The organism is Halomonas sp. NyZ770 (assembly GCF_020616575.1).
GTDB classification, from domain to species: domain Bacteria; phylum Pseudomonadota; class Gammaproteobacteria; order Pseudomonadales; family Halomonadaceae; genus Vreelandella; species Vreelandella hamiltonii.
Genome location: NZ_CP085143.1, coordinates 2,791,239 through 2,816,156, shown reverse-complemented (window position 1 = coordinate 2,816,156; position 24,918 = coordinate 2,791,239). Strand labels below are relative to the sequence as shown.

Sequence of the window (24,918 nt, the reverse complement as noted above, 5' to 3'; positions counted from 1 at the left end):
GTATTTGGTGGAATCTTGGAGGCCATGCTTGAAAACAACGATTTTTCGTTAATAACGATATTTCGTTGTTTAAATGACGAAATATCGTTATTGGCCCGTTGTTTGTATGGGTAGTGGGTATGTCGACGCCATCGCCAGGAGATGCAGATGCCCCCCATGCCCATGACGACCGAGCCGTTGATGAGCGAGCCGTCGCTCAAGCTCATGGCCAGCCATGCCCCGCTGGCCATGCTGGTGATCGACCCGCTGGCCGATGAGCTGGTGGCTGCCAATGCGGCGGCCTGCCAACTGTTGATGCTGGAAGAGGGCGATTGGCGGGCGTCTCCATTCAGCCATCGGTTGAGTGCCTCCTTGCCGCTTTGGGTCAGCTTTACCGATGAGGTATTGACTACCGGGCAGGCGTGGTCGGATGACCTGGTGGTGCTGGACAGCGTGCGTCAGCCACGCCGGGTAGAAGTCTTCGGTGAGCGTTTGCCGGACACCCCGCGGCTGTTGTTGACCCTGATCGATCGGCAGAAGGCCGAGCAGCGGCGCGCCCGCGCCGAGCTGGGGCGTCAGCATCGCCAGGGGGATGTAGGGTGGCAGCGCGTCGAGCAGGTGTTCGAGCGAATCGAAAGGCAGAACCAGCTGATTCTCAGCGCCGCCGGAGAGGGCATCTACGGGCTGGATGCGCAGGGCAGAACCACTTTCGTCAATCCAGCGGCCGAGCGTATTCTGGGCTGGAGCACCGAGGATATGGTGGGCCACGATGCGCATTTGATGTTTCACCATACCCATGCCGATGGCTCGCATTTCCCGGTGCAGCAGTGCCCCATTCATGCCTCGTTCAGCGATGGCCAGGTGCACCACGTCGACGATGAAGTGTTCTGGCACAAGAACGGTGAGGCGATTCCCGTCGAGTATACGAGCACCCCCATTTTCGAGATGGGGCGGCTGGTGGGGGCCGTGGTGCTGTTTCGCGATATCCGCGAACGCAAACGGGCAGAGCAGCAGCTGCGCGATGCCCTGGAGGAGGTCGAGTCGCTGAAGCGGCGGCTGGAGCTGGAGAACGAATACCTTCAGGAGGAGATCAAGGCAGAGGTCAATCACCGCAATATCGTGGGCAACAGCCCGGCGGTGGCCAAATTGATCCAGCAGATTGCCATGGTGGCGCCGACCGGGGCCAACGTCTTGATCAGCGGTGAGTCCGGCACGGGCAAGGAGCTGATCGCCAGGGCCATTCATGCCGGAAGTGGGCGCAGCGACCGGCCGCTGATTCGGGTCAACTGTGCCGCCATACCGCGAGATCTGTTCGAAAGCGAGTTCTTTGGCCATGTCAAAGGGGCCTTTACCGGGGCGATGCAGGATCGTCCGGGGCGTTTCGAGCTGGCCCACGGCGGCACGCTGTTTCTTGACGAGGTAGGAGAAATTCCGCTGGAGCTGCAGAGCAAGCTGCTGCGCGTATTGCAGGATCAGCAGTTCGAGCGAGTGGGGGACAACCGCACCCGCGAGGTGGACGTGCGCGTGATTGCGGCCACCAACCGTGATTTGAAAGAGATGATCGACGCCGGGCATTTCCGAGAGGATCTCTATTTCCGGCTCAACGTGTTTCCCATCGATTCAGTGCCGCTGCGCAAGCGCATCGAGGACGTGCCCTTGCTGGCGCGACATTTTCTGCACCGCGCCTGCTTGAAGTTCAACAAGCCGGGCGTGCGTATTCCTCCGGCTCAATTGGAGCTGCTGACCCTCTACCCATGGCCTGGCAATATCCGCGAGCTCGAAAACGTCATCGAACGACAGGTGATCGTGACCCAGGACCGCCGACTCTGCTTCGACGACCTGTTGCCGCCTGAGCCCAGTGTGCCGGGGCAGGTCATGGCGGAGCGTGACAAGGGCGCCGAGCCTCTTGCCGAGACACCGATGACCGAACAGGCGCTACAGCAGCACCAGCGGGACAACGTGTTGAAGGCGCTGGCAGCGACACAGGGCAAGATCTCTGGCGCGGGCGGGGCGGCTGAGCTATTGGGCGTCAAACCGACGACGCTGGCCTCCCGGCTGCAAAAGTGGGGCATCGACCCGCGTCGATTCAGGCGTCGTGAATGTAAAAAGCCCCCTGCCAACGGTGCATTGGACTAAGGTAAAAGGTGCTGGACTGGGCAGGCACTTTGTACACACAAATTCGCCAAGTTCAAGGCTAGCATACATACATGAATGTAACTATAATGCCCACTCTTTCAGACTGGCGCTGCGCGTCTTCCAACGTTGACACCTAGAGGCAATCCCATGCGACTAGCACACTGGGCAGTCAATGCCCCTTTACGCCCCTTGCTACTGGCCGTGCTGACCTCCTCCTTCATTCTGCCTGCCCAAGCGGCCGACCTGGTCACCATCACCCGCGATGCGTTGAACAACAACGCTGCCCTTGCCTCGGCACGCGCCGAATTTTCTGGCGTGGAAGCGGGCCGGGACGTGGCGCGCGGCGGCTTGCTGCCTCAGGTGAATGCCTCCGGTAGTGTCGTGCACAACCAGCAGTACGAAAGCCAGGGTTCTGCGCGGGGGGCGGGCGTCGGCGTGGGTGCCGACCAGGCCGCGGTGGGGGTCAGCGATGACCGTTACAACACCGCATCGCTGTCGTTGGAAGCGACTCAGGCGCTGTTCAATGCCGTGACGCGCCAGGAGCTCAACCAGGCCGAGCGCCAGATCGATCAGCAGGTCTACCTTTTGGCCGCGACGGAACAGCAGCTGCTCATCGACGTGGTCAGCGCCTACTTCGATATTCTGCGTGCCCATGAGGTTCTGGAAGCGCGTCAGGCGCAAGAGCGCGCCATTGGCCGCCAACTGGAACAGGCCCGCGAGCAGTTCGAGGTCGGGCTGATTGCGATTACCGAAGTGGAAGAGGCGCGGGCCAGCTTCGACCAGTCTCGGGCCGACCGCATTGCCGCCGAGAGCAGCCTGCAAGTGGCGTTCGAAGCGCTGGAACAGTTGACCGGGCAGCGTTACGCCAACATCGATGCCTTGGGCGACGCCATGCCGATTGCGCTCCCTGCGCCCACCGACCGTGACTATTGGGTCGACCAGGCACTGGAGCGCAACCCGCAGGTACTGGCCCAGCGGGCAGGTATCGAGCTGTCTCGGGCCGGTGTGGAAATCGCCCGGGCAGGGCGTCTACCCACCGTGCAGGCGTTCGCCAACTATCAATACTCGGACAGCGACAGCGATGTGGTCAGTGGCTACAACTCTTCTAGCCAGGTAGGCGTTTCCGCCAACCTGCCGATTTACACCGGTGGCAGCACCAGTGCGCGTATTCGCCAGGGCACCTTCCAGCTCGAAAGTAGCCAGTACGACTTCGAGTCCCAGCGCCGCACCACGATTCAACAAGTGCGCTCGCTGTACACCCAGGTCAGCAATAACGTGGAAACCGTGGATGCTCGCCGCCAGGCCATCGTGTCTACCCGCAGTGCTCTGGAAGCGACGCGCGCAGGCTACGAAGTGGGTACCCGCAATATCGTCGATGTGCTGAATGCCGAGCAGAACCTCTATAACGCCATCGCCAGCTACGCCGAAGCGCGCTACGACTACGTGGTGAATCTGATGTCGCTGCGCCAGCAGTCGGGCATGCTGGACGTGGCGGCCATCGAGGAAGTCAATGCCTGGCTGACCGGTGACAGCGTCAACTTCACCCTGCCTGAAAGCAACGCGCCTGATACTTACCAGCGCGCGATGGACATTGGTGCTCCTCCTACCCCAGGCGCCTGAGAGCGGCCAACGGGGGCACGCCTGCGATCCGTCAACGTACAGAAAAAATGAATGGGAATTCGACGCATGAAAAGAGTGATGCACTCCACCCGGGCGAGCCTGGTGACGCTGATCGCCGTGCTGGCGCTGACCGCTTGTGGCCAGGAACAGCCGTCCCAGGAGCAGCAGGGCCAGCAGCAGGAAGCGCCACCCCACGCGGTGGAAGTCGCTGAAGTAAGCCGTCAGGACATTCCGCTCAACAAGTCCTATCCTTCGCTGCTGCGTAGCGACAGTGAAGTCACGCTGGTGGCGCGGGTCAACGGCTTTCTGGAAGAGCGGCATTTCGAACCCGGGCAAATGGTCGAGGAGGGAGATCGCCTCTACACCATCGAGCCGGACTTGTACCAGGCCACGGTGAACCAGCGTGAAGCAGACCTGCAGAGCGCCCGGGCAGAGCTGGCACGCGCCCAGCGGGATGCGCAGCGTTTCGAGCAGCTGCTGAGCCAGAACTCGGTCAGCCGCCAGCAGTACGACCAGGCGCTGGCAGAGCAGCGGGTTGCGCAGGCCAGCGTGGCACAGGCGGAAGCCGCACTCACCAGTGCCAATCTGGACCTGGGCTACTCCAACGTCACCGCGCCCGTTTCGGGCATGATCAGCTTGAGCCAGATCAACGTGGGCAACCTGGTCACGTCAGGCACTGAGCTGGCCACCATCACGCCTCTGGACCCGCTGGAAGTGCGCTTTCAGCTACCCCAGCGCGATGCCTTCGAGCTGCGTCGTCAGTTGGCCGACAGCGCCGGTGACATGTCCTCCATTACCGCCCATCTCAGCGTGCCCGGGTTGGCGGGTAGCGCCGGTGGTGAGCTGGCGGGCCGCCTGAATTTCCTCGGTTCCCGCGTGGATACCGGCACCAGTACGGTGCAAGCATCGGCCACGTTCGACAATCCTGACGGGGAAGTACTGCCGGGCCAGTTCGTGCGCGTACGCCTTGAAGGCCTGAAGCGCTTCGACGTCATGGCGGTGCCTGAAATTGCCGTTACCCAAGGGTTGATGGGCCCTCGTGTCTTCGTGCTGGACGACGAAAGCAAGGCGCGTGAGCGGACGGTTCAACTGGGCGATGTGGCTGGCCCCTGGCAGATCATCCTGGATGGCCTGGAACCTGGCGAGCGCGTCGTGGTGGGCGACCCGGCGGGTCTCGAGCCGGGCATGGTGATCGACCCGGTGCGTTTCGATGGCGATGCAGAACAGCTGGTCGATGACGTGGAAGAAGCCGAAGCGCAGGAGCAGCAGGAGCAGGCCGAAGCGGCTGCCGAGATGTCCGAAGGCGCCGGTGATGCGCCCGCGGAAGGGGAAGAGGGTGCTCAATAATGAATTTCTCTAACTTCTTTATCAGTCGTCCGATATTCGCCACGGTGCTGGCGATTATCCTGACGCTGGTAGGCGCGATGGCGATGCGGATATTGCCCATCGAGCAGTATCCCAGCGTGGTGCCGCCCACGGTCTCGGTACAGGCGCAGTTCCCCGGTGCCGATGCGGAGACCGTGGCACAGACCGTGGCCGCGCCCCTGGCGGAAGCCATCAACGGCGTGGAGGACATGCTGTACATGACCTCCAACAGCGCCGACAACGGCCTGATGAGCCTGAGCGTGGCGTTCAACATCGGCACCGATGGTGATATCAACACCATCAACGTCAACAACCGCGTGCAGGGGGCCTTGTCCCAGTTGCCAGAGGCCGTTCAGTCTCAGGGTGTCACCGTGGAGCTGCGTTCCGACTCCATTCTGATGCTGGTCGCGCTGACCTCGCCCAGCGGTGACTACAACAACGTCTACATGCAGAACTATGCCACCCTCAACATTCTCGATGAGCTGCGCCAGGTGCCTGGGGTGGGCAACGCCGAGGTGCTGGGGGGCGGCGAGTTTGCCATGCGGATCTGGATGGATCCCGACAAGCTGGCCCAGTACGACCTGACCCCGAGCGAAGTGGCCAGTGCCATTCGCGCTCAGAACACCGAAATTCCGGCCGGTAATCTTGCCGCGACGCCCCAGAGCGAGCCGCGTGCCTATACCTACACCATTACCGCTGGTGGGCGTCTTTCCAGCCCGGATGATTTCCGCAACATCTTCCTGCGCACCAATGCCGATGGCTCTTCACTGCGCCTGGAAGACGTGGCACGGATCGAGCTGGGTGCCTCTTTCTACGGCGTGGATGCGCGGTTGAACGGCGCGACCATGACGCCCATCATCATCAACCAGCAGCCGGGCGCCAACGCGCTGGAAACGGCCAACTCGGTTCGGGCGACCATGGAAGATCTGGCTGAACGCTTCCCGCCGGGGCTCGAGTACGTGACGCCTTACGATACGACGCTGTTCATCGATGCGTCCGTCGAGACGGTGCTCAAGACGTTCATCGAAGCGTTCCTTATCGTTATCGTGATTCTGTTCATCTTCCTGCAGAACTGGCGCTTTACGGTCATCGCCATGTCGGTGGTGCCGGTCTCGGTGATTGGTACCTTTGCCGGCTTCTACCTGTTCGACTTCTCGATCAACCTGTTGACGCTGTTCGCGCTGGTGCTGTCGATCGGTATCGTGGTGGATGACGCGATTCTGGTGGTGGAGAACGTCGAGCGGGTGCTCAGCGAAGAGGACGATATCAGCGTTCGCGATGCCACCATTCGCGCCATGAAAGAGGTCGGCGGCCCGGTCATCGCCACGTCGCTGATCATGGCGGCGGTGTTCGTGCCGGTGGCCTTCATGGGCGGCTTCACGGGCCAGATCTACCAGCAGTTCGCGATTACCGTGGCGATCTCGGTGGCGTTGTCGGCGCTGATGGCACTGACCTTCACCCCGGCGCTGTCCGCGATCTTCATCAAGCACAACCTGCACAAGACCCGTCAGTCCGCTTTCAAGCGTGCGATTACCACGCCGCTGCGCCTGTTCGATCGTTTCTTTGCAGGCTTCACGGCGCTCTACATGTGGTTCGTGAAGAAGCTGGTGCGCTTCTGGGTGCTGGCGCTGGCGCTGACCGTGGCTGTCGGGGCGGGCTCTTACTGGCTGTATGCCAATACGCCCTCCACGCTGGTGCCCGAAACGGACCAGGGGATCGTGCTGGTCAGCGTGTCGCTGCCGGACGCTGCCTCGCTGGATCGTACCCAGAACTACATGGCCGAGCTAAGTGCTGCCATTGAAGATATCCCTGGCGTGCAGTACTCCTCGGCGGTGGCGGGGTATGACATTCTGTCCAGCGCGGTGAACACCGCACGCGGGATCATGTTCGTCAACATGCAGCCCTGGTCGGAGCGCGACCTGACCGCCAATGAGCTGGTGGGCCGTATCATGCAGCTGGGTGCCAGCATCGACGGTGGTTCGGCCATGGCCTTCAACGTGCCGCCCATCATGGGGCTGTCGACCACTGGGGGCTTCACCGGCTACCTGCAATCCTTCGACGGCGCATCGCCCCGTGAGCTGTATGAAGCTTCGCTGCAGATCATGGGGGCGGCGAACCAGCACCCTGCGCTGAATCAAGTATTCTCCACGTTCAACGTGAACGTTCCCTCGTTCCGGGCGGAGATCGACCAGCAGAAGGCGTTGAGCTACGGCGTGGCCCTGGAGAATATCTCTTCGGCACTTTCCAATACCTTTGGTAATGGCTTCGTCAACTTCTTCAGCTACCAGAACCGTAACTTCCAGGTGTATCTGCAGAACGAGGACGAGTTCCGCAAGACCCCCGAAGACATCAACAATGTCTACGTGCGGGGCGGCAACGGTGAGCGCATTCCGTTATCCGAGTTCGTGACGCTGGAGCGCCAGGTAGGGCCTTCGGTAGTGTCACGCTTCGGGGTGTACACCGGGGCGCAGTTCCAGGGCGGGGCGGCTCCGGGCTACAGCTCGGCACAAGCCATCGCGGCCATGGAAGAAGTCGTGCTGGAAACGCTGGGGCCGAACTGGGGCATGGGCTGGACCGGTACCGCGTATCAGGAGGCCAACCTGGGCAATACCGCCATGCTGGCCATCGTGTTCGGTATCCTGATGGTGTTCCTGATCCTGGCGGCCCAGTACGAGAGCTGGTCCTTGCCGCTGGCGGTCTTGACGGCCACCCCGTTTGCCTTCCTCGGGGGGATTGGCGGTATCGTGCTGCGCGGGCTGGATACCAGTGTCTACGTGCAAATCGGTATGCTGGTGGTCGTGGGGCTGGCGGCCAAGAACGCGATCCTGATCGTCGAGTTTGCCGAGCTGCAGCGTAAAGAGCAGGGCAAGACGATTCGTGAAGCCGCGATCACGGCGGCCGAGCTGCGCTTCCGGCCCATCGTCATGACCTCGCTGGCGTTCATCTTTGGTACGCTGCCGCTGGCCTTGGCCACCGGGGCCAGTGATGTCAGTAGCCACCATATCGGCACCACGGTGGCCGTGGGCATGGCGTCCGTCGCTATTCTGGGCAGCCTGTTCATTCCCAGCTTCTACGCCATGATTGCCACTGTTTCTGACTGGCTCTACCGCAAGCGTCATCCTGAACGCAAGGAGGATGAGCAGGCGGCGCTGGGTCACGATCAGACCTGACCTGATCGCCAGCGATCCACCAGACGGGCACCCCACGGGGTGCCCGTTTTTTGTGGGCGTCGGGCCAAAGGCTGACACGGGTCAATGCCCGAGCTACTGACATGGCTAAGATGAGCTAAGCTGAAAGTGACCATCGTTTTAGCCTGAGTAGCACAATAATGGTCGAAAATAGGCTCAGGCGAGAACAAGACCGGGCAACTTGCCCGGAGGAGAACACGCCATGCAAACCTTCATGTCTGCTGCTCTGCAGTTTCCGTCCATCGTCTTTGCCCTGCTGCTGATACTGGGCATTCTCTATTGGCTGCTGGTGTTGTTGCGACTGGCGCCGTTGGAGCTGTTCGAACGCGATAGCCTGCGCGATGACCACATGGCGAGCACGCTCGTCTCGCTAGGCTTTGCGGGTGTGCCCGCCTCACTGGCGCTGAGCCTGCTCGTTCTATTGGCAGGCGCCATCTCGCTGGCCGTCGAGCTGCTGGTGCTGCGCTGGCTACCGCTGGGCATGTTGAGAGTGCCTGTGGGTGTGCTGGTGCTGTGGGCTTCCTTTGCCGTTGCTTCGCCGCTGGCGGCTGCCGTGTGTCACGCCCTGCAGCGTGGGCTGCATCGCTACCCGCCGTTCCAGCGCCGTTGCCTGCTAGGCGCCACGGCGGTAGTGGCCGAGCGCGACCAGCAGGGCGTTGCCACTGCTCGGCTGCTCAATGAGCCAAACAGCGTGGTGCGCCTGCATTGCAAGGCGGGGGATTGCCCCCAGCCGGGTGAGCATCGGGTATTGGTCAAATATCTGGCCAGTGAAGGGGCCTACCGCAGCGTCATGGAGCAGGACTACCTGGATACACGGGTACGCCTCAACAAGCTGCGCTTGCAGCACAAGCATCACCCCAATGGCTACCCGACGTAACCAGCCCTATCTACTGCCTCTCAGGTAGCGCCACACATCTGCCAGCCACTGGCTGAACGTGCCAGTTGGCTGGGCAGGTGTTGCCGTGGAAGAGGCGGCTAACGGAGTCGTCAGAAAGTGCTGTATGGGCTTGACCTGCTGAGCGTCGTTGAGCATCGGCGCATGCCCGCAGCCCGGCACGGTCATGGTCACCAACGACGGCTGTGACTCGGCCATTTTGGGCAGCGTTTCGGCGGCCAACAGGGTAGAGGTTTCACCGCGAATGACCATGAGCGGGCAGCGTATCTTGGACCAGTCGGCCCAGGTATCCCGTGGTGTATCGTGAATAAACTGCTCGCCTATGCGTGGGTCGAAGTGGTAGGTCCAACTGCCATCGGGCAGGCGTCGTGCGCTATTGAGCGCCAGCTCGCGCCACTCCGCTTCGCTGGTGATGCCGAAGCTGGCATAGTGCTTGACCAGCTCTGCCTGCAGGTTGGCAAAGTTGTTGAAACGGTGGGTGACGCCAAAGTAGCTCGACAACGCAATCAGCCCTTCCTTGTCGAGCTCAGGCCCAACGTCATTGAGGACCAGCCGCGCAATGCGCGCTGCGTGTTGCTCGTCGGCGGCGATCAGCATACCAAGCAGCCCTCCCATGGAGGTGCCCAGCCAGTCCACCTGCTCCAACTGGTAGTGGTCCAGCAGCGCGATGGCGACGGTGACATAGTGGCTGTAAAGGTAGTCATGGGCGGGAAACAGCGACCAGCTCGATAGGCCGCGCCCTGGGGTGTCCGGGGCCAGTACGCGCCATTCGCTGCCGAGCTCGCGGGCCAGGGCGGCAAAATCACCGCCGTGACGAGCCAGCCCGTGCCAGGCAATCAGGGTTCGTTTGGCGTCAGGGTTCCAGATGCGAACCGCAATCTCCAGCTCACGTACGCGTACAAACTCCAAGGCATCCATACATGGCTCCTGTCATGTGGTGCCTGTAGTATAGATGCAATGCTGCGGTGCAGTAGAGCGTTTACTTGCGCATCATGCGGATCAGCGTATCGATGATTTCTGCGCCGCGCTCGGAGACAGAAAAAGCATCGGGTGTGCGCAGCCAATCATGAAACAGGCCGCCGAGCGCGCACTGCATCAGGCGGGTGGCCGTTTCCGGGCTGATATCTTCGCGCATATCCTGCTGTTGCTGGGCCAGTTGGAACACCGGCAGCATTTCGTCGAAGCACTCTTCGCCGATTTCATCCTGCATGGCAATGGGGTTGATATCGCTGAAGAATTCACAACGATGGAGCAGGATCGACAGAATACGCTGATGGGAAGGTTGTTCGATACGCTGCAAGCCCGCGTGGCAGGCCAGGCGAATGGCTTCCAGCGGTGAAACGTGTGGATCGGCGTTATTGACTTCATCGATCAATGACTGGAAGGGCATGCGCACCCGCTCCACCAGCGCCATGAACAGATCGCCCTTGTTCTTGAAGTGCCAATAGACGGCACCGCGGGTCAGCCCCGCATGGCGGGCAATCTGCTCAAGCGAGGTGCGAGCAACGCCTTTTTCGAAAAACACCTCTTCAGCCGCATCCAGCAGCGCTTCGCGCGTTGCCGCAGCCTCCGCTTTGGTTTTTCTTGCCATGGAACCTCACCTCACTCTCGACACGTATGCGGCGTATTTTATATGAACTCGCCGGTTTTTTACATTCAAAAGTGTATGGTTAATCAGAGAACTTCATAGCGTGCGTTAACAAAGATGTCGGATAATGCTCAATAGAGTTTTCAGACATCAGGTTTTCCAACCTTTTAGCTACTGCACGATGCTTGATCGAGGAGTTGTCATGGCGCGAGCGCCTTTTACGCTAGCCGGGCATACCGTACTGCCCGGCCAACGGTTACAGATCGATGTGCCGGTGGCACGCCTCTACACCCACACACCGCTGCATATTCCCGTCGAGGTGGTGCATGGCCGCAAAGAGGGGCCGGTCATGCTGGTCTGTGGCGGTATCCATGGGGATGAAATCAACGGCGTGGAAATCGTGCGGCGCGTGCTGCGCTCGAAGTCCATCAACAGCCTGCGCGGAACGCTGATTGCCGTGCCGGTGGTCAATGTGTTCGGTTTCTTGCAGCAGACCCGCTACCTGCCCGACCGCCGCGACTTGAACCGCTGCTTTCCAGGCAGCGAAAAGGGCTCGCTGGGGGGGCGTATTGCCGCGCTGTTCAGAGATGAGATCGTCGATCATGCGACGCATATCATCGACCTGCACACGGGGGCGATTCATCGCACCAACCTGCCGCAAATTCGTGCGCAGTTGACCCCTGGCAGCGAAACCGAGCGCATGGCCGATGCCTTTGGGGCCCCGGTCATTCTGAATGCCGAACTGCGGGAAGGCAGCCTGCGCCACTATGCCCAGAACCTGGGCATTCCCGTGCTGACTTATGAAGCCGGTGAGGCACTGCGTTTCGATGAGTGGGCGATTGCGCCAGGTGTCAAAGGCATTCTCAGAGTCATGCGCCGCCTGGGGATGCTGAGTGGCGAGCAGCGCCGCCGTACCCCCGCCCCCGCCGAGTTGGCCAATGGCTCCAGTTGGGCGCGTGCGCCTATCGATGGCATTTTACGGCCCCAGGTGCGCCTGGGGGCGCGCGTGGCCAAGGGCGAAGTGCTGGGCAAGGTAGCGGACCCCTTCGGCAATGATGAGGGCGAGGTGCTGGCCATGGCCGATGGCATCGTGATTGGCATGAGCCGCCTGCCGCTGGCCAATGAAGGCGAAGCGCTTTATCACATCGCTCGCTTCGATGAGATAGAAGAAGCCGAGACGGCCATCGAAAGCTTTCAATCCAGCCTGGAACCGCCTCCCGACTCCCTGTATTGAGCTTTTTTGATAGCAAATATTGATCGCTTCAATAGCCAACGTTAAGGCGCCATGGATGGCGATATGCCTGCTTGTTGACTATACCTGTGGGGGAGCCAGCCAGCGCAAAGGCGAAATGCCTCGTGCGCTGTGGGCCATTTCCAACGACGCAACGGCGTCTGGTCGAATGTGACAAGGAGGAAGCGCCATGAGTAGCCACCAGCACCCCACCACCAATGAAGCCGGTATTCCGGTTGCCAGCGACGAGCACTCGCTTTCGGTCGGGGCCGATGGTCCCATCGTCATGCATGACCACTATCTGATGGAGCAGATGGCGGCCTTCAACCGTGAAATGATTCCTGACCGTCAGCCCCATGCCAAAGGCAGCGGGGCGTTTGGTCATTTTGAAGTGACTCAGGATGTCAGCCAGTACACCAAGGCTGGCTTTCTACAGCCTGGCAAGAAGACCGATGTGCTGATCCGCTTCTCGACCGTGGCAGGCGAGAGCGGAAGCCCGGACACTTGGCGGGACCCCCGCGGGTTTTCCATCAAGTTCTACACCGAGGAAGGCAACTTCGACATGGTGGGTAACAACACCCCCGTGTTTTTCGTTCGCGACCCGATGAAGTTTCAGCACTTCATTCACTCCCAGAAACGCCGGGCTGACAACGGCCTGCGAGACCACGACATGCAGTGGGATTTCTGGACGCTGGTGCCCGAGTCGGCCCACCAGGTGGCATGGCTGATGGGGGACCGTGGCGTGCCTGCCACGTGGCGGCACATGAACGGCTATTCCAGCCATACCTATATGTGGGTCAATGAGGCAGGCGAGCGGTTTTGGGTGAAGTATCACTTCAAGACCGACCAGGGCATCAAGTGCATGACCCAGGAGCAGGCCGACCAGATGGCCGGTAGCGATGCCGACTACCACCGTCGCGACCTCTTCGAAGCCATCCAGCGGGGGGATCACCCTACCTGGACTCTGAAGATGCAAATCATGCCCTTCGAAGATGCCAAAACCTACCGCATCAACCCTTTCGACCTGACCAAGATCTGGCCCCATGACGACTACCCGCTGATCGAGGTGGGCAAGCTGACGCTGGACAGGAACCCCACTGATTTCCACAGTGAAATCGAGCAGGCCGCTTTCGAGCCCAACAGCATGGTGCCGGGGACGGGGCTGTCGCCGGACAAGATGCTGCTGGCAAGGGCGATCTCCTATGCCGACGCACACCGTGCTCGGCTGGGGGTGAACTACAAGCACATTCCGGTCAATACGCCCAAATGCCCGGTGCACAGCTATGGCCAAGGGGGCGCAATGCGTATTCGTCACGCCACCGACCCTACCTATGCACCCAACAGCAAGGGTGGCCCCAAGGCAGATGGGCAGCGCTTCCCGGAAGACGCCGTGTGGTCGACCGACGGCCAGTTCATGCGGACGGCCTATACACTCAGAAAAGATGACGATGACTGGCGCCAGGCCCACGCGCTGGTGCGCGACGTGATGGACGATGCCCAGCGCGAGCGGCTGGTGTCCAATGTGGTCGGGCATCTCTCGGGAGGCGTCTCTGAGCCGGTATTGGCCCGGGCGTTCGAGTATTGGCGCAATATCGACCAGGAGGTGGGAGAGCGTATCGAGCAAGGCGTTCGCGAGCAGTAGCCTCTTGAACGAAAACGCCCAGCGATCAGCTCGCTGGGCGTTTGCTTTGAGCAGCCCGTTGGCCGTCAGGCCACGGGCTGTTTTGTTGCTTGCTCTTCCACTGGCGGTGTATCGGTGTCCGGCTCGCGCACCAGGCCGAGTGCGTCATCGAACAAGCGTAACCCCGCACCCTCTTTATGGGCGTGTTCCGACAGGTGACGGCGGAACCGGCGCCCGCCCGGGCAGCCCTGGAACAGCCCCAGCAAATGCCGCGTAATATGATTCAGCTTGGCGCCCTCATCCAGGCGCTGCTGGATATAGGGGCGGAAGGCCGTGGCCGCTTCCAGGCGCGTGCGGGCCGGGCCGGGCTCACCAAACAGCTGCTCATCGACACCGGCCAGTAACCACGGGTTCTGGTACGCCTCACGGCCTACCATCACGCTGTCCACGTGCTTCAGCTGCGCCTGGCACTCGGCCAGGGTTTTAATCCCGCCGTTGATGCCAATGTGCAGCTCGGGGTGGCTCTGCTTCAAGCGATGCACCCGAGGGTAGTTCAGCGGTGGAATGTCACGGTTCTCTTTAGGGGATAACCCCTGTAGCCAGGCTTTGCGGGCGTGAACGGTAAACACGCTGCAGCCTGCCGAAGCCACGATATCAATGAACCGCGCCAAATCGGCGTCTTCATCCTGGTCATCGATACCAATACGGCATTTCACCGTCACCGGAATCGACACCGCCGCCTGCATGGCCTTGACTGCGGCGGCCACTTTTTCGGGGTGGCCCATCAGGCAGGCGCCAATCATGTTGTTCTGCACCCGGTCACTGGGGCAGCCCACGTTCAGGTTGACCTCGTCATACCCCCACGCCTCAGCAATCGCAGCACACTCCGCCAACTCTCCCGCATCGCTGCCCCCCAACTGCAGGGCAATCGGATGCTCCACCTCGCTGTACCCCAAAAAGCGCTCACGCGGGGAGCCGTGCAGCACCGCACCGGTGGTCACCATCTCGGTATACAGTAGCGCACGCTTGGTCAAGGTGCGAGCGAACGCACGGTAGTCTCTTGTGGTCCAGTCCATCATGGGGGCCACAGAAAACAATCTACCCCTGTCGGCACTGTTGTTGCTAATGAAATCAGTCATTTAAGAAATTCTGTAACTGTATGAATACACACATATGTTGCCACCTGATACCGTTAAAAACCGCCCTCAGTGTACCGCCAGTGTAGCCAGTGGCAGAGAACGCCCACTTTCCAAAAATCCTGGTACACCAATAGCGAGTTTTCAGAAGCGGCAAGGGGAGTGGCGGACTATTGTACGGAAGAAAGGCCATCCCTCACAGAGTAAACGCGCAGCACCAACGCTCGGGCTCAGAAGTGGGCAGGCCAGGTCTAGGATTTCATCACCGTGCTATCCGGTGGAGAGGATGTCTTGTTTGCCCTGTGCAATACCGTGCAACATCAGCTGGCGAGCAGAGGCCGTCCTGGAAAGCACTTCAAGCTGTTGAATCCGTTTCATCTCGGCACATGCGAGCTTGTTGAGCTGGGCCATCATGGGCTGCTGGCAGCCTCGCGTGGCATAATTCAGCTTAGGGTTAATGGTGTTGTGAGGGTTCATGGGTTAGGCTCTAAATATCAAAAACGATGTAATTTAACCCGCAGTGCTCGTGCACACGTGCCAGCTTGCGCTGAAGGAAGGGCTCGTCAACGTGCAGCGCGCTGGCCGAGCAGGGGCTAGACCCTGCCCAGGTGGTGGGCATCAAAGTGCGTGGCGATTCGATGGACGGCACCCTGGCTGATGGCTATTGGGTGCTGGTGGATCGCAGCAACCGCGACCCTAAGCAGGAAGGTGTGTTCTTGCTGCTGGTGAGTGGTGAGCGCCGGATTAAGCGGGTGCAGCGGTTAGCGGGCGGGGCACTGTACTTGATTAGCGATAACGACCATTACCAGCCGGAAATGATCAAGCCGCAGGATATGCACGATGTGGAAATCTTGGGGCGGTGTGTGGTTCGGATTGGGCGGGTGGTTTGATTTAAAGAAAGAAAGTACGGCGGACATTTTATTTGGATTGCCTTCCGAAGCAAATACTGCGATACTTTCTAATGCTTTAGCTGAGGCCCGAAAGCAGCAATTAATAAATATTGTCGGTGGGTAGTGAAATATCTATTAAATAGGCCAAATTTATATCTTTCGTTAAGAGTATATAGTCGCTAAAACTTTAAAAACCGAACTTATCTAATAAGCCCGGTTTGCTTTTTTATTCAACCCAAGTTTGCAATTTCATAACTCTGTTACATTGGGGTATGTTTTCAGCCATTTTATTTACTTCAGCTTCAAGTGTGTCAATACCTTTGGCTATGTCTGAAATTAAACTAAAATTTGCTCTAAATAACATTAAAAATATAGTCACACCAAAATGGCATGCATCATCGTTGGGGTCGGCATTAGTATAAATGCTTTTATCGAACTCAGTTAGCCAGCTAATATCTGCTGCGTCAGAGGCATGGAGGTCTTTATATATCCATTCGCGACTGTTATATTGAAGGCTATTTCTTAATCTTGCAAAGTCTTCTGCTGCCAGTCCACCACAAAAAGATAGAAACTCTCCATCAACAGGGCTAGCAGTCAATCCATCTAAGCTTTTCTTGCATAAGTCCCATATATGGACATGGCCTACTGTAGGGCAAGAAAATTTGTAGGCGCTAGCCTTGGTACTTCCATTTCCAGCCATATCAAAGAGCCAATAATCTCCATTTATTTTTCTTGAGTCCATCCATAAACCTAGTAATAGGCTAATCGATTTTGAAAGAAAGTATGCTGCTGTATAGGCTGTAATCTCAGGATAAGTTGTTTCTCTATTTTCCAGATCTCTATTGAAGCTGCGTAGCAATGCGCCAGCCTTATGGCTGAGAAAGATTGCTTCTCGCAAAGCTGTTGCTCTAAGGCTAGCAGCTCTGAACTGTACTGGGATCGATGGTGAGGTCGATGTCAGTACAGACTTATTCATTTGCGCAATATCTTTTATTGTGCTCTCTGGAGAAGCTCCGATGTTTTCATAGTCAACGAAGGCCGCGCGCCACTCCTTCTTAAGCTTACTCCAATCTCTACTTGAGATTCTTTGTTTTAAATTCCTGGGAAGCATATTAAAATAACCTCAAGCTACCTTCTTGTGATTTTTCATCACTCCAAGCTGCTTTAAGGGTTGTTTCAAAATCTCTACCTGCTTGCTTTTCTGCCTGTGTTCCGCTGCCTATTCTATCCCAATCAGAAAAGCTGAAGTCAGATATTTTACTTAAAACTTTTTCAATATCAGGTATCCGAAACGCTTGCTCTTGTTTTAAAACCAAGGAGAATGTGGGATACAAGGAGTTTAACATTGCTCCGAAACCTAAGGTTTGAAAAAAACGTTGCTTGTTATGACTGAATTCATTTGGGTAAACACTCTTGAGTGCACGGAAAAAATTGTCAATTATTATCGTCACTTCTTTTTGAGAGTAAGAGCTAAATAGTCCCTTTTCGTCAGCGACTAATGGATATACCTTGCGCACAAAGTTATTTAACGATATCTCCCCTTTTTTAGGCGAGGTAACAATTACAATACGCTCATAAAATGGTGATTCCGGATCTTTTCTAAGTACATCGGCAATCGCAGCAGCTTTTTCTTTGGCTACGTCAGTGCTGGATTTTACAGGTAATTGCTTAAGAAGATCGTAATATAAAGATGTCGGAACTCCTTTTGCCTCCCGATTTATGGTTACGAACTGCTGTATTTGCTCTTCAATTTTCAAATCCAAAAAAGCTACTACAGCAAGTTCAATGTTTATATCTTCTGCACTAGCTAAATCTGCACCTCGAAGGCGGTGTTGACCATCTATGACCCAGCCAGCATCTGAAGTGTCGTCGATGATCAGCTCTTTGCTTTCAGGATCAAACGTAGCCTTTTTATCATTAAAAGAAATAATGATTGCAGGTGCAATAGCATTACCTTTAAGAATGTATCGTTTAATATCAGTTGCTCGTGAATTTGATAGCGCTCGCTGATAACCATCATCTTTGTTTTCTGTTTTCTCGTTAATTTCGCATATATCCCAAAGCTTTTTCGCTGGCATTGAGAAAACATAAAGATTAGTGCCACTCTGCTTTAATTGAATCGCTGGTATGCGGAGTTTACTTTTACTCATAGTGACAGTTCCTGTGTAGGTTTGAGTATAATTGGGTCTTTAGCAACTGCTCCTGCTTTCGCTGGGTCCATGACTGGTGTTTCGATATCGCGATATCTTAGTAGCCCTTTTTTTGCCAAAGTCAATCTTTCCTTTGAGATTTCAAAGTATTTTTTATCAAGCTCAATACCAGTGAAATTTCTATCTTCGAGTATTGCAGCAGCACCAGTGCTACCAGAACCCATGAAAGGGTCAAAAACCATGCCGCCTTTGGGGCTTAGGGCTCTTATAATGCGCTGAGCTAACCCAATTGGAAATTGGCAAGGGTGTGCAGTTTTTTCCACGTGATTTGACTTTACGTTTGGTATAGACCAAAGATCTCCAGGGTTTTTGCCTAAGGGGTTGCAGCTATACTCTCCTTTTTTAGCACCTTTATAATATTTCTTGCCAGGATATTTTTGCTTTACTCTGACTGAATCTAAATCAAAATAATAATTTTCGCCTTTAGTAAACCAAAGAATTGTCTCATGACGTCCACTAAATCTGTTTCTACAGTTGGCACCGTGTTCAAAATGCCAAACTATTCTGTTTCTCAATTTTACATTTGGACAGACTCGTTTGAAAATTTCATATACTACAAAATCAAGGGGGATAATTTCACCTTTTGTTACATGATGGCCAACTTGCCAACAAATTGCTCCGCCAGGCTTTGTTTTGTTATATATGGCCTCTATAACAGGTTCGTTAATTTCTTTGAATCCCTCGATCGTTGTATGCACATCATAAGCTTTACCTATGCAATATGGCGGAGAAGTTAGTGTCAGATCGAGAGAATCATCTTCGATGTTGCTAATGATTTTAGTGCAATCATCGTTAGTGATGAAAAAATCCATTCTATCTCTCCAGCGTATACTCAACGTGCATTATCATACCATTGTGGTCGCCCTAGATCCATGTGTTTAGGGATTTTGTTGCAGTGGTTGAAATATCCCATTAGAATCAAACAGTTGTTTTTTTTTGAAATTTTTTGTTAGTGAGTGCTAACCTGGAGCAGCCAGGAAGTCGTTTGGAACAACGAATCTTCTGCTTGCGAATGAGTATCACTAACATAGTTTTTGATTGCGAACTACAGCGTCATTTTTAATGAGCTTCGTTAGCTTTGACAACTCACATGAAATCTATTTTTACCCTGCTCGTGAAGCAAGGTATGCCTTTGTGACTGTATAAGCCTCACTGAGCATCCATCCTTATACTATACACGCGCTTGCAGCCCACGTAGAAGTTGTTGCAGTCCATTGGCCCGATCATGTTGCCTTCATAATTCTTGTTGAGTGCTGTTTTTTTGTACAGAGTTGGGCGTTCGGGAGGCGACAGGCAAACGCTAATATTCGTCGCCAAATATGGAGCTAGCACAGGGCAATAGCATGCGAGTGACCTACTTGGGGCCTGCCGTGGTGGGTGTGGAGCACCCGGCGGTAGCGGAGATGGACCGGCGAAAATTTCCGCCGACCTGCTTTCTGGTGGAGATCAGCGAAGAGGTGCCCCCAGGTGGGCCATGGATGGAAGGCGACGTGCTGGTGGTGGACGAAGCGCGCTCTTATGGCCACGCCGATTTGGTGGTGGCGGAGGTAGAGGGCGAGTATCGGCTCTTCAAAACCCACCACGTGGGCAGCCGCTGCCGCTTGTTGCCGCCTTTGGGTGGGGAAGGGTGCTTTATCACGGCGACGCAGTTTCGTGGGGTGGTGGTGAGGCAGACGCGGTGTTGGGTGTTGTAGGCAATATCTTACGCACGAGTCAGCAATCGCTTACAGCCGTGCGCATGATTTTTTGAGAAGATAAATCAGTCGCTTGGAAGCACGCGGGACGGACTCCGCCTCGCCAGAAGGATGCGGCACCGATACCCCCGGCCATAGAATGGCTGGGGGTTTTTATTTGGGGCTTAGCTGGCTTGTTTGTACCTTGCCAGTTCGGCCATGGCGACGCGGGAGAGAAAGCCGGAGCGCGTTTTGTCGCCGGGGTGGCGGGCGACGAAGTCGTCGATCTGTTTGACCAGAAGGTCGGGCAGGGTGACGTTGATCTTGTGGCTTTTGCCCAGGTACGGGGTGATGTCGATATCGACGACGGCCCAGATCCAGCCGGTGAAGTCGGGGTTGTCCATGTGGTGTTCGATGGACGTGGCTTCGGGGAGGGGGTCGCCGTACTCGACCGCGACTTCCAGCCAACCACCGATGGCTTCTTTGGCGTTGGCCAGGGCCTCTTCGAAGGTGTCGCCTGCGGAGTGGCAGCCGGGCAGGTCGGGCACGACGACGCCATAGGCGTGTTGTTCGTCGCCGCGTTCAATGGCAATGGGAAATAACATGGCTCACCTCTATCAGCGGGGGCAGCCGTGGTTAGCCTCATTCGAAGCCAGCGCTCTGCCCGATTACGTTGGCCAATATGGAATATAGGGTCGTCTTAACCGTACACAAGAGACGTTTCACTATCCATAACCCCAACAATCCCGCGTGCCCTTCAGAGCACTTCTCAAGCCTGGTCTGATAGTGGGTAAATGCTTGCATCACTTTGCGTTTTTTGTGGTCAAAGGCGGTATGGTAGGTATCCGCCAACAACAAGGGGAAGACGTGGTGATGGGGAAAGCGCTAGGTTACGCAGGAGCCGCTCTGCTGGGTGCGTTGATGTTGCAGGGCTGCAGTGGTCCCGAAGAGGAGGCGCCGGCAGAGACGGTTCAGGTGGAAGAGACCGCCGCGGCCGAGCCAGTAGCGGAAGCCGAGCCTATCGAGCCGCTGGAGGTGGAAGTGTCGACCTCTGCTCAACTACTCTCTGACCGCCGATTGATGATTGCGGGCCAGACCAACTTGCCGGACGGAGCCCAGGTACAGGTCGTGGTCGAGCGTGAGCTGAGCCGCGTGCGCTGGCAGGCGCGTACTCAGGTCAGGGAAGGGCAGTTCGAAGTCGGGCCGCTGGGTACGGGAAGTGGGTTGCCGGATGGCGGTTACGTGGTGCGAGTACAGCTTTCCGAAGCCGCTGTTCAGCCAGCCAGCGTGCGGGCACGCATTGGTGATCTGGGTGAGCATTTGGCGGGAGAGCTGGTCAGCCAGTCCCGCCATGGGTTGGGTCAGGTGGCCACCTACTCGCGGCGTCTCTTGATAGGCAGTGAACCAAGACGAACGCGCGACCAGGTGGACGTGTTTGAGGACAATTAGGGACGGGGAGGTAAAGATGCTTTAGGCAGCACACCAGTGGGCAAGCAGAACGGCATGGATCGACGTGCTATTGGGCGCTTTTGTATAGTGCTCAATGACGTATTGATCATCCCGTTGTACCAGGTAATGCCCAGCCTTGTGAAACACGTGTGTCGGGCCGAGGAGCAGCAGGTCTCCCGCCGACGCTGGTGAAAAATCTGCTTCCTTGGCAGGGGTCACCATCACGCAAGGTGCTTTCCAGTCGATCTTCAACGGCAGGTGATGCGGCACGGTGATAGCAGTGGCCTGAACCTGTTCCCAGGGGAGGGGACCAGTATGGTTCAGGGTGAGCAGTTGCGGCGCGCTGTCTCCTTCCAATAGGGTAGCAAGCGAGCAATCCAGTGCGTCCGCGAGCGCCACCAGGCGTTCATGGCCGATCTGTTTGATTGCCCCAGATTCCCAATAAGAAATGGTGACATCCGACACGCCAACTTTACGTGCTAGGGCAGCTTTGTTGAGCTTGGCCCTAAGCCTCAGTTGCTTGATACGTGAGCCTAGCGATTCCATTTCATCTTCCTATCGATGAGCTAAATCAGCTCGTTAAATGTACTTCCACCTATTCGGTGGCGCTCAGAACACGCTGTAAACGATGAGAATCGTTCGCATGCATGAACACGAATCATGGGTACTTCACCATACTAAGCGATTGTGCTTTAACGCGCATCTTCCACACCGTGAACATTGAGCTTGGGTTATGACGCTTTTGAGGCAAACTCGTTCCCCTGCGGGTGCTGTTGGATATAGCTGGGGCGCGTATAATGTGGCGATGCATTTACCGCCACAAGGATAGATTGATGACCGTACGTACTCGTATTGCGCCTTCCCCCACTGGGGACCCGCACGTAGGCACGGCCTACATTGCGCTGTTCAACCTCTGCTTTGCCCGTCAGCACGGTGGTCAGTTCATCTTGCGCATTGAAGATACCGATCGGGTGCGTTCTACCCCTGAATCAGAACAGATGATTCTCGACTCGTTACGGTGGCTGGGGCTCGAATGGGACGAAGGCCCTGATGTAGGCGGCCCGCATGGCCCTTACCGTCAAAGCGAGCGCGGCGAGATCTACGCCCAGTATGCGCAGCAGCTTTTGGATGCAGGCCATGCCTTCAAGTGCTACCGCACCAGTGAAGAGCTGGACGAGCTGCGTGAATCCCGCAAGGAAGCAGGCCTGCATCTGGCCCTGAAGCCTGCAGACCTGGCGCTGGATGCCGCCGAGCAGGCGCGTCGTGAGCAGGAAGGCTGGCCGTATGTCATCCGCATGAACGTGCCCAGTAAAGGCGTCTGCGTGGTCAGTGACATGCTGCGTGGCACAATAGAAGTGGACTGGACGCAGGTGGATGCACAAATCCTGATGAAGTCCGATGGTATGCCCACCTATCACCTGGCCAACGTGGTCGATGACCACTTGATGGGCATCACCCACGTGCTGCGTGGTGAAGAGTGGATCAACTCGGCACCCAAGCACCAGCTGCTCTACGACTACTTCGGTTGGGAAATGCCCCAGCTCTGCCACATGCCGCTGCTGCGCAACCCGGACAAGTCGAAGCTTTCCAAGCGCAAGAACCCGACCTCGATCAACTATTATCGTCGCATGGGTTTCCTGCCCCAGGCCGTCACCAACTATCTGGGTCGGATGGGGTGGTCGATGCCGGATGAGCGCGAAAAGTTCAGCCTGAGCGAAATGATGGCTGAGTTCGACATTCAGCGGGTATCGCTGGGTGGGCCGGTATTCGATCTGGAGAAGCTGACCTGGCTGAACGGCGTTTATATTCGTGAAGACCTGGATGACGATGCGTTGCTGCTGGCGCTGCGCGAGTGGGCGTTCAACGATGCCTATGTCAAACAGATCCTGCCCCAGGTTCGCCCGCGGGTAGAGACGCTCTCGCAGGTGGTTCCGCTGGCGGGCCATTTCTTCTCTGGGCTGCCCTCGTTGGAAAAGCAGGATTTCGATGCTATCAAGCTGGAAGACGAAGAGTTGGTGAAGCTGCTGCAATTCCTGGTATGGCGCTTCGAAGCCGTCAATGCCTGGCACAAGGAAGCGCTGCTGACGGAAGTCAAACACCTGGCGGAACACTTCGAGCTCAAGATGAAGGCGTTTCTGGCGCCGGTGTTCATTGCCATTACGGGCAGTGCTTCCAGCACGTCCGTCATGGACGCCATGGCGATTCTCGGGTCGGACGTGACGCGGGCTCGCTTGCGCCACGCTATCGAGGTATTGGGTGGCGTATCGAAAAAGCAGGCGAAACGCTTCGAAAAAGAGTTCCGCGACCTGTAAACACTCGACCTGTACAGAGGGGCAGGGAGCGTCAGATGAGCGGCAAGCGAGATATTTGACGCTTCTTGCGAAAACAGGGTTGACGAAGGCGAGCGTAATCAGTAATATACGCTCCGTCTTCACGACATGTGGGGCCTTAGCTCAGCTGGGAGAGCGCAACACTGGCAGTGTTGAGGTCAGCGGTTCGATCCCGCTAGGCTCCACCATCATTAGCCCATGCTAACGATGTACCATGATGTAAAAAGGTAGATACGTCCCATTCGTCTAGTGGTCTAGGACACCGCCCTTTCACGGCGGGAACAGGGGTTCGAACCCCCTATGGGACGCCACCTTCTTCTGGTTTTTTGTATTTCCCCCTTTTTTAAAGTCTCGATAGCAACCCAATGTCGCGTTGCCTTTTCGGCTGCTTCCTGTTTGGCGTTTTAGCCAATTTATCGCTTTTTTTGTCAATATTGTGCTTGACTTGTCCACTTTTGCTCGTCTGGGTAAAGGGTTGTGCACAGCCTCGTGAATATGACATAAAAAATCAGCGTCTTAGCTTAATCTCTTTTAAATCAATGGCTTATGAGAGGTTAAAAAATGACCAATTTAAGGCTGGGTCACTGTTCATGGCGATTACGGGACGTTTTGTAGTGGTTGTGAACAGGGTTATCCACAGATAGTGTGGAAAACCCTGATCCGGCTGTCAGTGTCAAAATGTCAAGCGCTATTCGCCTTTGCGGAGACGCTTCAACAGCGAAGAGGTGTCCCACCGGCCACCCTGCATACGCTGGACGTCGGCATAGAACTGATCCACCAGTGCGGTGACGGGTAGCGTGGCGTCCAGTCTGCGCGCTTGCTCCAGGCAGATGCCCAGATCCTTGCGCATCCAGTCGACGGCAAAGCCGTGCTGGTACTCATCGGCGATCATGGTCTTGTGGCGGTTCTCCATCTGCCAGGACCCTGCGGCACCTTTCGAAATCACCTCGATCACTTGATGCTGATCCAGTCCTGCCTGTTCGGCAAAGTGCAGCCCCTCTGCCAACCCTTGTACCAGGCCGGCGATGCAGATCTGGTTGACCATTTTGGTGAGCTGGCCGCTGCTGGCGGGGCCCATGAGCGTGACAGCGCGAGCATAGTGGTCAAGCACGGGGGCGACGGCATCGAAAGGGGTCTGTTCACCGCCGCACATGATGGTCAGCGCGCCGTTTTCTGCGCCTTGCTGGCCGCCAGATACCGGGGCATCGATAAAGTGAAGGCTCTTCTGGCGACAGGCGGCATCCAGCTCCAGTGCCAGGTCGGCTGAGGCCGTGGTGTGGTCCACCAGATAGCTGCCTGGGGCCATGGACTGCAGCACGCCGTGTTCGCCGGTGGTGACCTGACGCACGTCGTCGTCATTGCCCACGCACACCAGCACCAGATCGGCGCCCTGGGCCGCCTCGGCGGGCGTGGCGTGGGCCGTGCCGCCGAACTGATCGGCCCATGCCTGGGCTTTGGCGGCCGTGCGGTTATAGACGCGGGTGGTCAGGCCCTGCTTGGCCAGGTGTCCTGCCATGGGGTAGCCCATGACGCCCAGGCCGATAAAGGCAACGGTAGTGATAGAAGACATAAAGCACCTTTGTTGTTGATGGGGGGAGTGGTGTCAT

General features: G+C 57.0%; 21 protein-coding genes and 2 tRNA genes. 13 read left to right on the top strand and 10 right to left on the bottom strand.

Annotated features, from left to right (window positions below; all coding sequences use genetic code 11):
- The first annotated feature begins 156 nt into the window (after positions 1-156).
- The 5 genes from LG409_RS13025 (at position 157) to LG409_RS13005 (ending at position 9,165) form a co-directional block, all read left to right on the top strand.
- The gene (locus tag LG409_RS13025; RefSeq protein WP_422822544.1) at positions 157-2,115 is read left to right on the top strand and encodes a sigma 54-interacting transcriptional regulator; all 1,959 of its coding nucleotides are present in this window, start codon (positions 157-159) and stop codon (positions 2,113-2,115) included.
- A gap of 147 nt (positions 2,116-2,262) precedes the next feature.
- A complete protein-coding gene (locus LG409_RS13020) occupies positions 2,263-3,735 on the top strand; it encodes a TolC family outer membrane protein (protein WP_144981681.1) in 1,473 nt (490 codons plus the stop codon).
- A gap of 66 nt (positions 3,736-3,801) precedes the next feature.
- A complete protein-coding gene (locus LG409_RS13015; RefSeq protein WP_227406845.1) occupies positions 3,802-5,082 on the top strand; it encodes an efflux RND transporter periplasmic adaptor subunit in 1,281 nt (426 codons plus the stop codon).
- A complete protein-coding gene (locus tag LG409_RS13010) occupies positions 5,082-8,270 on the top strand; it encodes an efflux RND transporter permease subunit (RefSeq protein WP_193460767.1) in 3,189 nt (1,062 codons plus the stop codon). Before LG409_RS13015 ends, LG409_RS13010 begins: the two co-directional genes overlap by 1 nt.
- Before the next feature lie 220 nt (positions 8,271-8,490).
- The gene (locus tag LG409_RS13005; protein WP_096922566.1) at positions 8,491-9,165 is read left to right on the top strand and encodes a hypothetical protein; all 675 of its coding nucleotides are present in this window, start codon (positions 8,491-8,493) and stop codon (positions 9,163-9,165) included.
- Positions 9,166-9,171: 6 nt separating this feature from the next.
- Here the strand turns inward: LG409_RS13005 and LG409_RS13000 are convergent, their stop codons facing one another.
- Positions 9,172-10,101 (bottom strand): alpha/beta fold hydrolase, encoded by a 930-nt coding sequence (locus tag LG409_RS13000; RefSeq protein WP_227406844.1) that lies wholly within the window; start codon positions 10,099-10,101, stop codon positions 9,172-9,174.
- A gap of 61 nt (positions 10,102-10,162) precedes the next feature.
- Positions 10,163-10,774 carry a TetR family transcriptional regulator gene (locus LG409_RS12995; RefSeq protein ID WP_039176404.1) on the bottom strand — a complete coding sequence of 204 codons (612 nt, stop codon included), beginning with the start codon at positions 10,772-10,774 and terminating at the stop codon, positions 10,163-10,165.
- Between the two features lie 199 nt (positions 10,775-10,973).
- On the opposite strand from LG409_RS12995, the gene LG409_RS12990 reads away from it, so the two are divergent.
- Both LG409_RS12990 and LG409_RS12985 read left to right on the top strand, forming a co-directional pair.
- Positions 10,974-12,005, top strand: a complete 1,032-nt coding sequence (locus LG409_RS12990; protein WP_039176399.1) for a succinylglutamate desuccinylase/aspartoacylase family protein — start codon at positions 10,974-10,976, stop codon at positions 12,003-12,005.
- A 187-nt stretch (positions 12,006-12,192) separates the two neighbouring features.
- Entirely contained in the window at positions 12,193-13,644 is a 1,452-nt protein-coding gene (locus tag LG409_RS12985; RefSeq protein WP_227406843.1) for a catalase, read from the top strand.
- 65 nt (positions 13,645-13,709) lie between these two features.
- On the opposite strand, the gene dusA is transcribed toward LG409_RS12985, so the two are convergent.
- Together dusA and LG409_RS12975 are read right to left on the bottom strand one after the other, a co-directional pair.
- Entirely contained in the window at positions 13,710-14,762 is a 1,053-nt protein-coding gene (dusA, locus tag LG409_RS12980; RefSeq protein WP_227406842.1) for a tRNA dihydrouridine(20/20a) synthase DusA, read from the bottom strand.
- Positions 14,763-15,029: 267 nt separating this feature from the next.
- Positions 15,030-15,236, bottom strand: a complete 207-nt coding sequence (locus LG409_RS12975; RefSeq protein ID WP_227406841.1) for a hypothetical protein — start codon at positions 15,234-15,236, stop codon at positions 15,030-15,032.
- A 131-nt stretch (positions 15,237-15,367) separates the two neighbouring features.
- On the opposite strand from LG409_RS12975, the gene LG409_RS12970 reads away from it, so the two are divergent.
- The gene (locus LG409_RS12970) at positions 15,368-15,649 is read left to right on the top strand and encodes a S24 family peptidase (protein WP_227406840.1); all 282 of its coding nucleotides are present in this window, start codon (positions 15,368-15,370) and stop codon (positions 15,647-15,649) included.
- 226 nt (positions 15,650-15,875) lie between these two features.
- Here LG409_RS12970 and LG409_RS12965 read toward each other — a convergent pair whose 3' ends face one another.
- Genes LG409_RS12965 through LG409_RS12955 form a run of 3 tightly spaced genes read right to left on the bottom strand, consistent with a single transcriptional unit; the run spans position 15,876 to position 18,671 of the window.
- Positions 15,876-16,760, bottom strand: coding sequence for a hypothetical protein (locus tag LG409_RS12965; RefSeq protein ID WP_227406839.1), 885 nt, complete (start codon positions 16,758-16,760; stop codon positions 15,876-15,878).
- 1 nt (position 16,761) lies between these two features.
- The gene (locus LG409_RS12960; protein WP_227406838.1) at positions 16,762-17,799 is read right to left on the bottom strand and encodes a DGQHR domain-containing protein; all 1,038 of its coding nucleotides are present in this window, start codon (positions 17,797-17,799) and stop codon (positions 16,762-16,764) included.
- Positions 17,796-18,671, bottom strand: a complete 876-nt coding sequence (locus LG409_RS12955; protein WP_227406837.1) for a DNA-methyltransferase — start codon at positions 18,669-18,671, stop codon at positions 17,796-17,798. Before LG409_RS12955 ends, LG409_RS12960 begins: the two co-directional genes overlap by 4 nt.
- Before the next feature lie 531 nt (positions 18,672-19,202).
- Between LG409_RS12955 and LG409_RS12950 the strand changes: the two genes are divergently transcribed.
- Entirely contained in the window at positions 19,203-19,553 is a 351-nt protein-coding gene (locus tag LG409_RS12950; protein ID WP_227406836.1) for a hypothetical protein, read from the top strand.
- Between the two features lie 164 nt (positions 19,554-19,717).
- Here the strand turns inward: LG409_RS12950 and LG409_RS12945 are convergent, their stop codons facing one another.
- Entirely contained in the window at positions 19,718-20,137 is a 420-nt protein-coding gene (locus tag LG409_RS12945) for a type II toxin-antitoxin system HicB family antitoxin (RefSeq protein ID WP_227406835.1), read from the bottom strand.
- Positions 20,138-20,405: 268 nt separating this feature from the next.
- Here LG409_RS12945 and LG409_RS12940 point away from each other — a divergent pair, with 268 nt between their 5' ends.
- Complete coding sequence (locus LG409_RS12940; protein WP_026001787.1) at positions 20,406-20,981, top strand: hypothetical protein; 576 nt, start codon at positions 20,406-20,408, stop codon at positions 20,979-20,981.
- 21 nt (positions 20,982-21,002) lie between these two features.
- On the opposite strand, the gene LG409_RS12935 is transcribed toward LG409_RS12940, so the two are convergent.
- Positions 21,003-21,527 (bottom strand): helix-turn-helix domain-containing protein, encoded by a 525-nt coding sequence (locus tag LG409_RS12935; protein ID WP_016914537.1) that lies wholly within the window; start codon positions 21,525-21,527, stop codon positions 21,003-21,005.
- 287 nt (positions 21,528-21,814) lie between these two features.
- Between LG409_RS12935 and gltX the strand changes: the two genes are divergently transcribed.
- The 3 genes from gltX (at position 21,815) to LG409_RS12920 (ending at position 23,622) form a co-directional block, all read left to right on the top strand.
- Complete coding sequence (gltX, locus tag LG409_RS12930) at positions 21,815-23,293, top strand: glutamate--tRNA ligase (protein WP_227406834.1); 1,479 nt, start codon at positions 21,815-21,817, stop codon at positions 23,291-23,293.
- A gap of 130 nt (positions 23,294-23,423) precedes the next feature.
- Positions 23,424-23,499 (top strand) — tRNA-Ala (locus LG409_RS12925).
- A 47-nt stretch (positions 23,500-23,546) separates the two neighbouring features.
- Positions 23,547-23,622: transfer RNA gene (locus LG409_RS12920), tRNA-Glu, on the top strand.
- A 377-nt stretch (positions 23,623-23,999) separates the two neighbouring features.
- On the opposite strand, the gene LG409_RS12915 is transcribed toward LG409_RS12920, so the two are convergent.
- Positions 24,000-24,881, bottom strand: a complete 882-nt coding sequence (locus LG409_RS12915; protein WP_189463744.1) for an NAD(P)-dependent oxidoreductase — start codon at positions 24,879-24,881, stop codon at positions 24,000-24,002.
- Between the last annotated feature and the right edge of the window lie 37 nt (positions 24,882-24,918).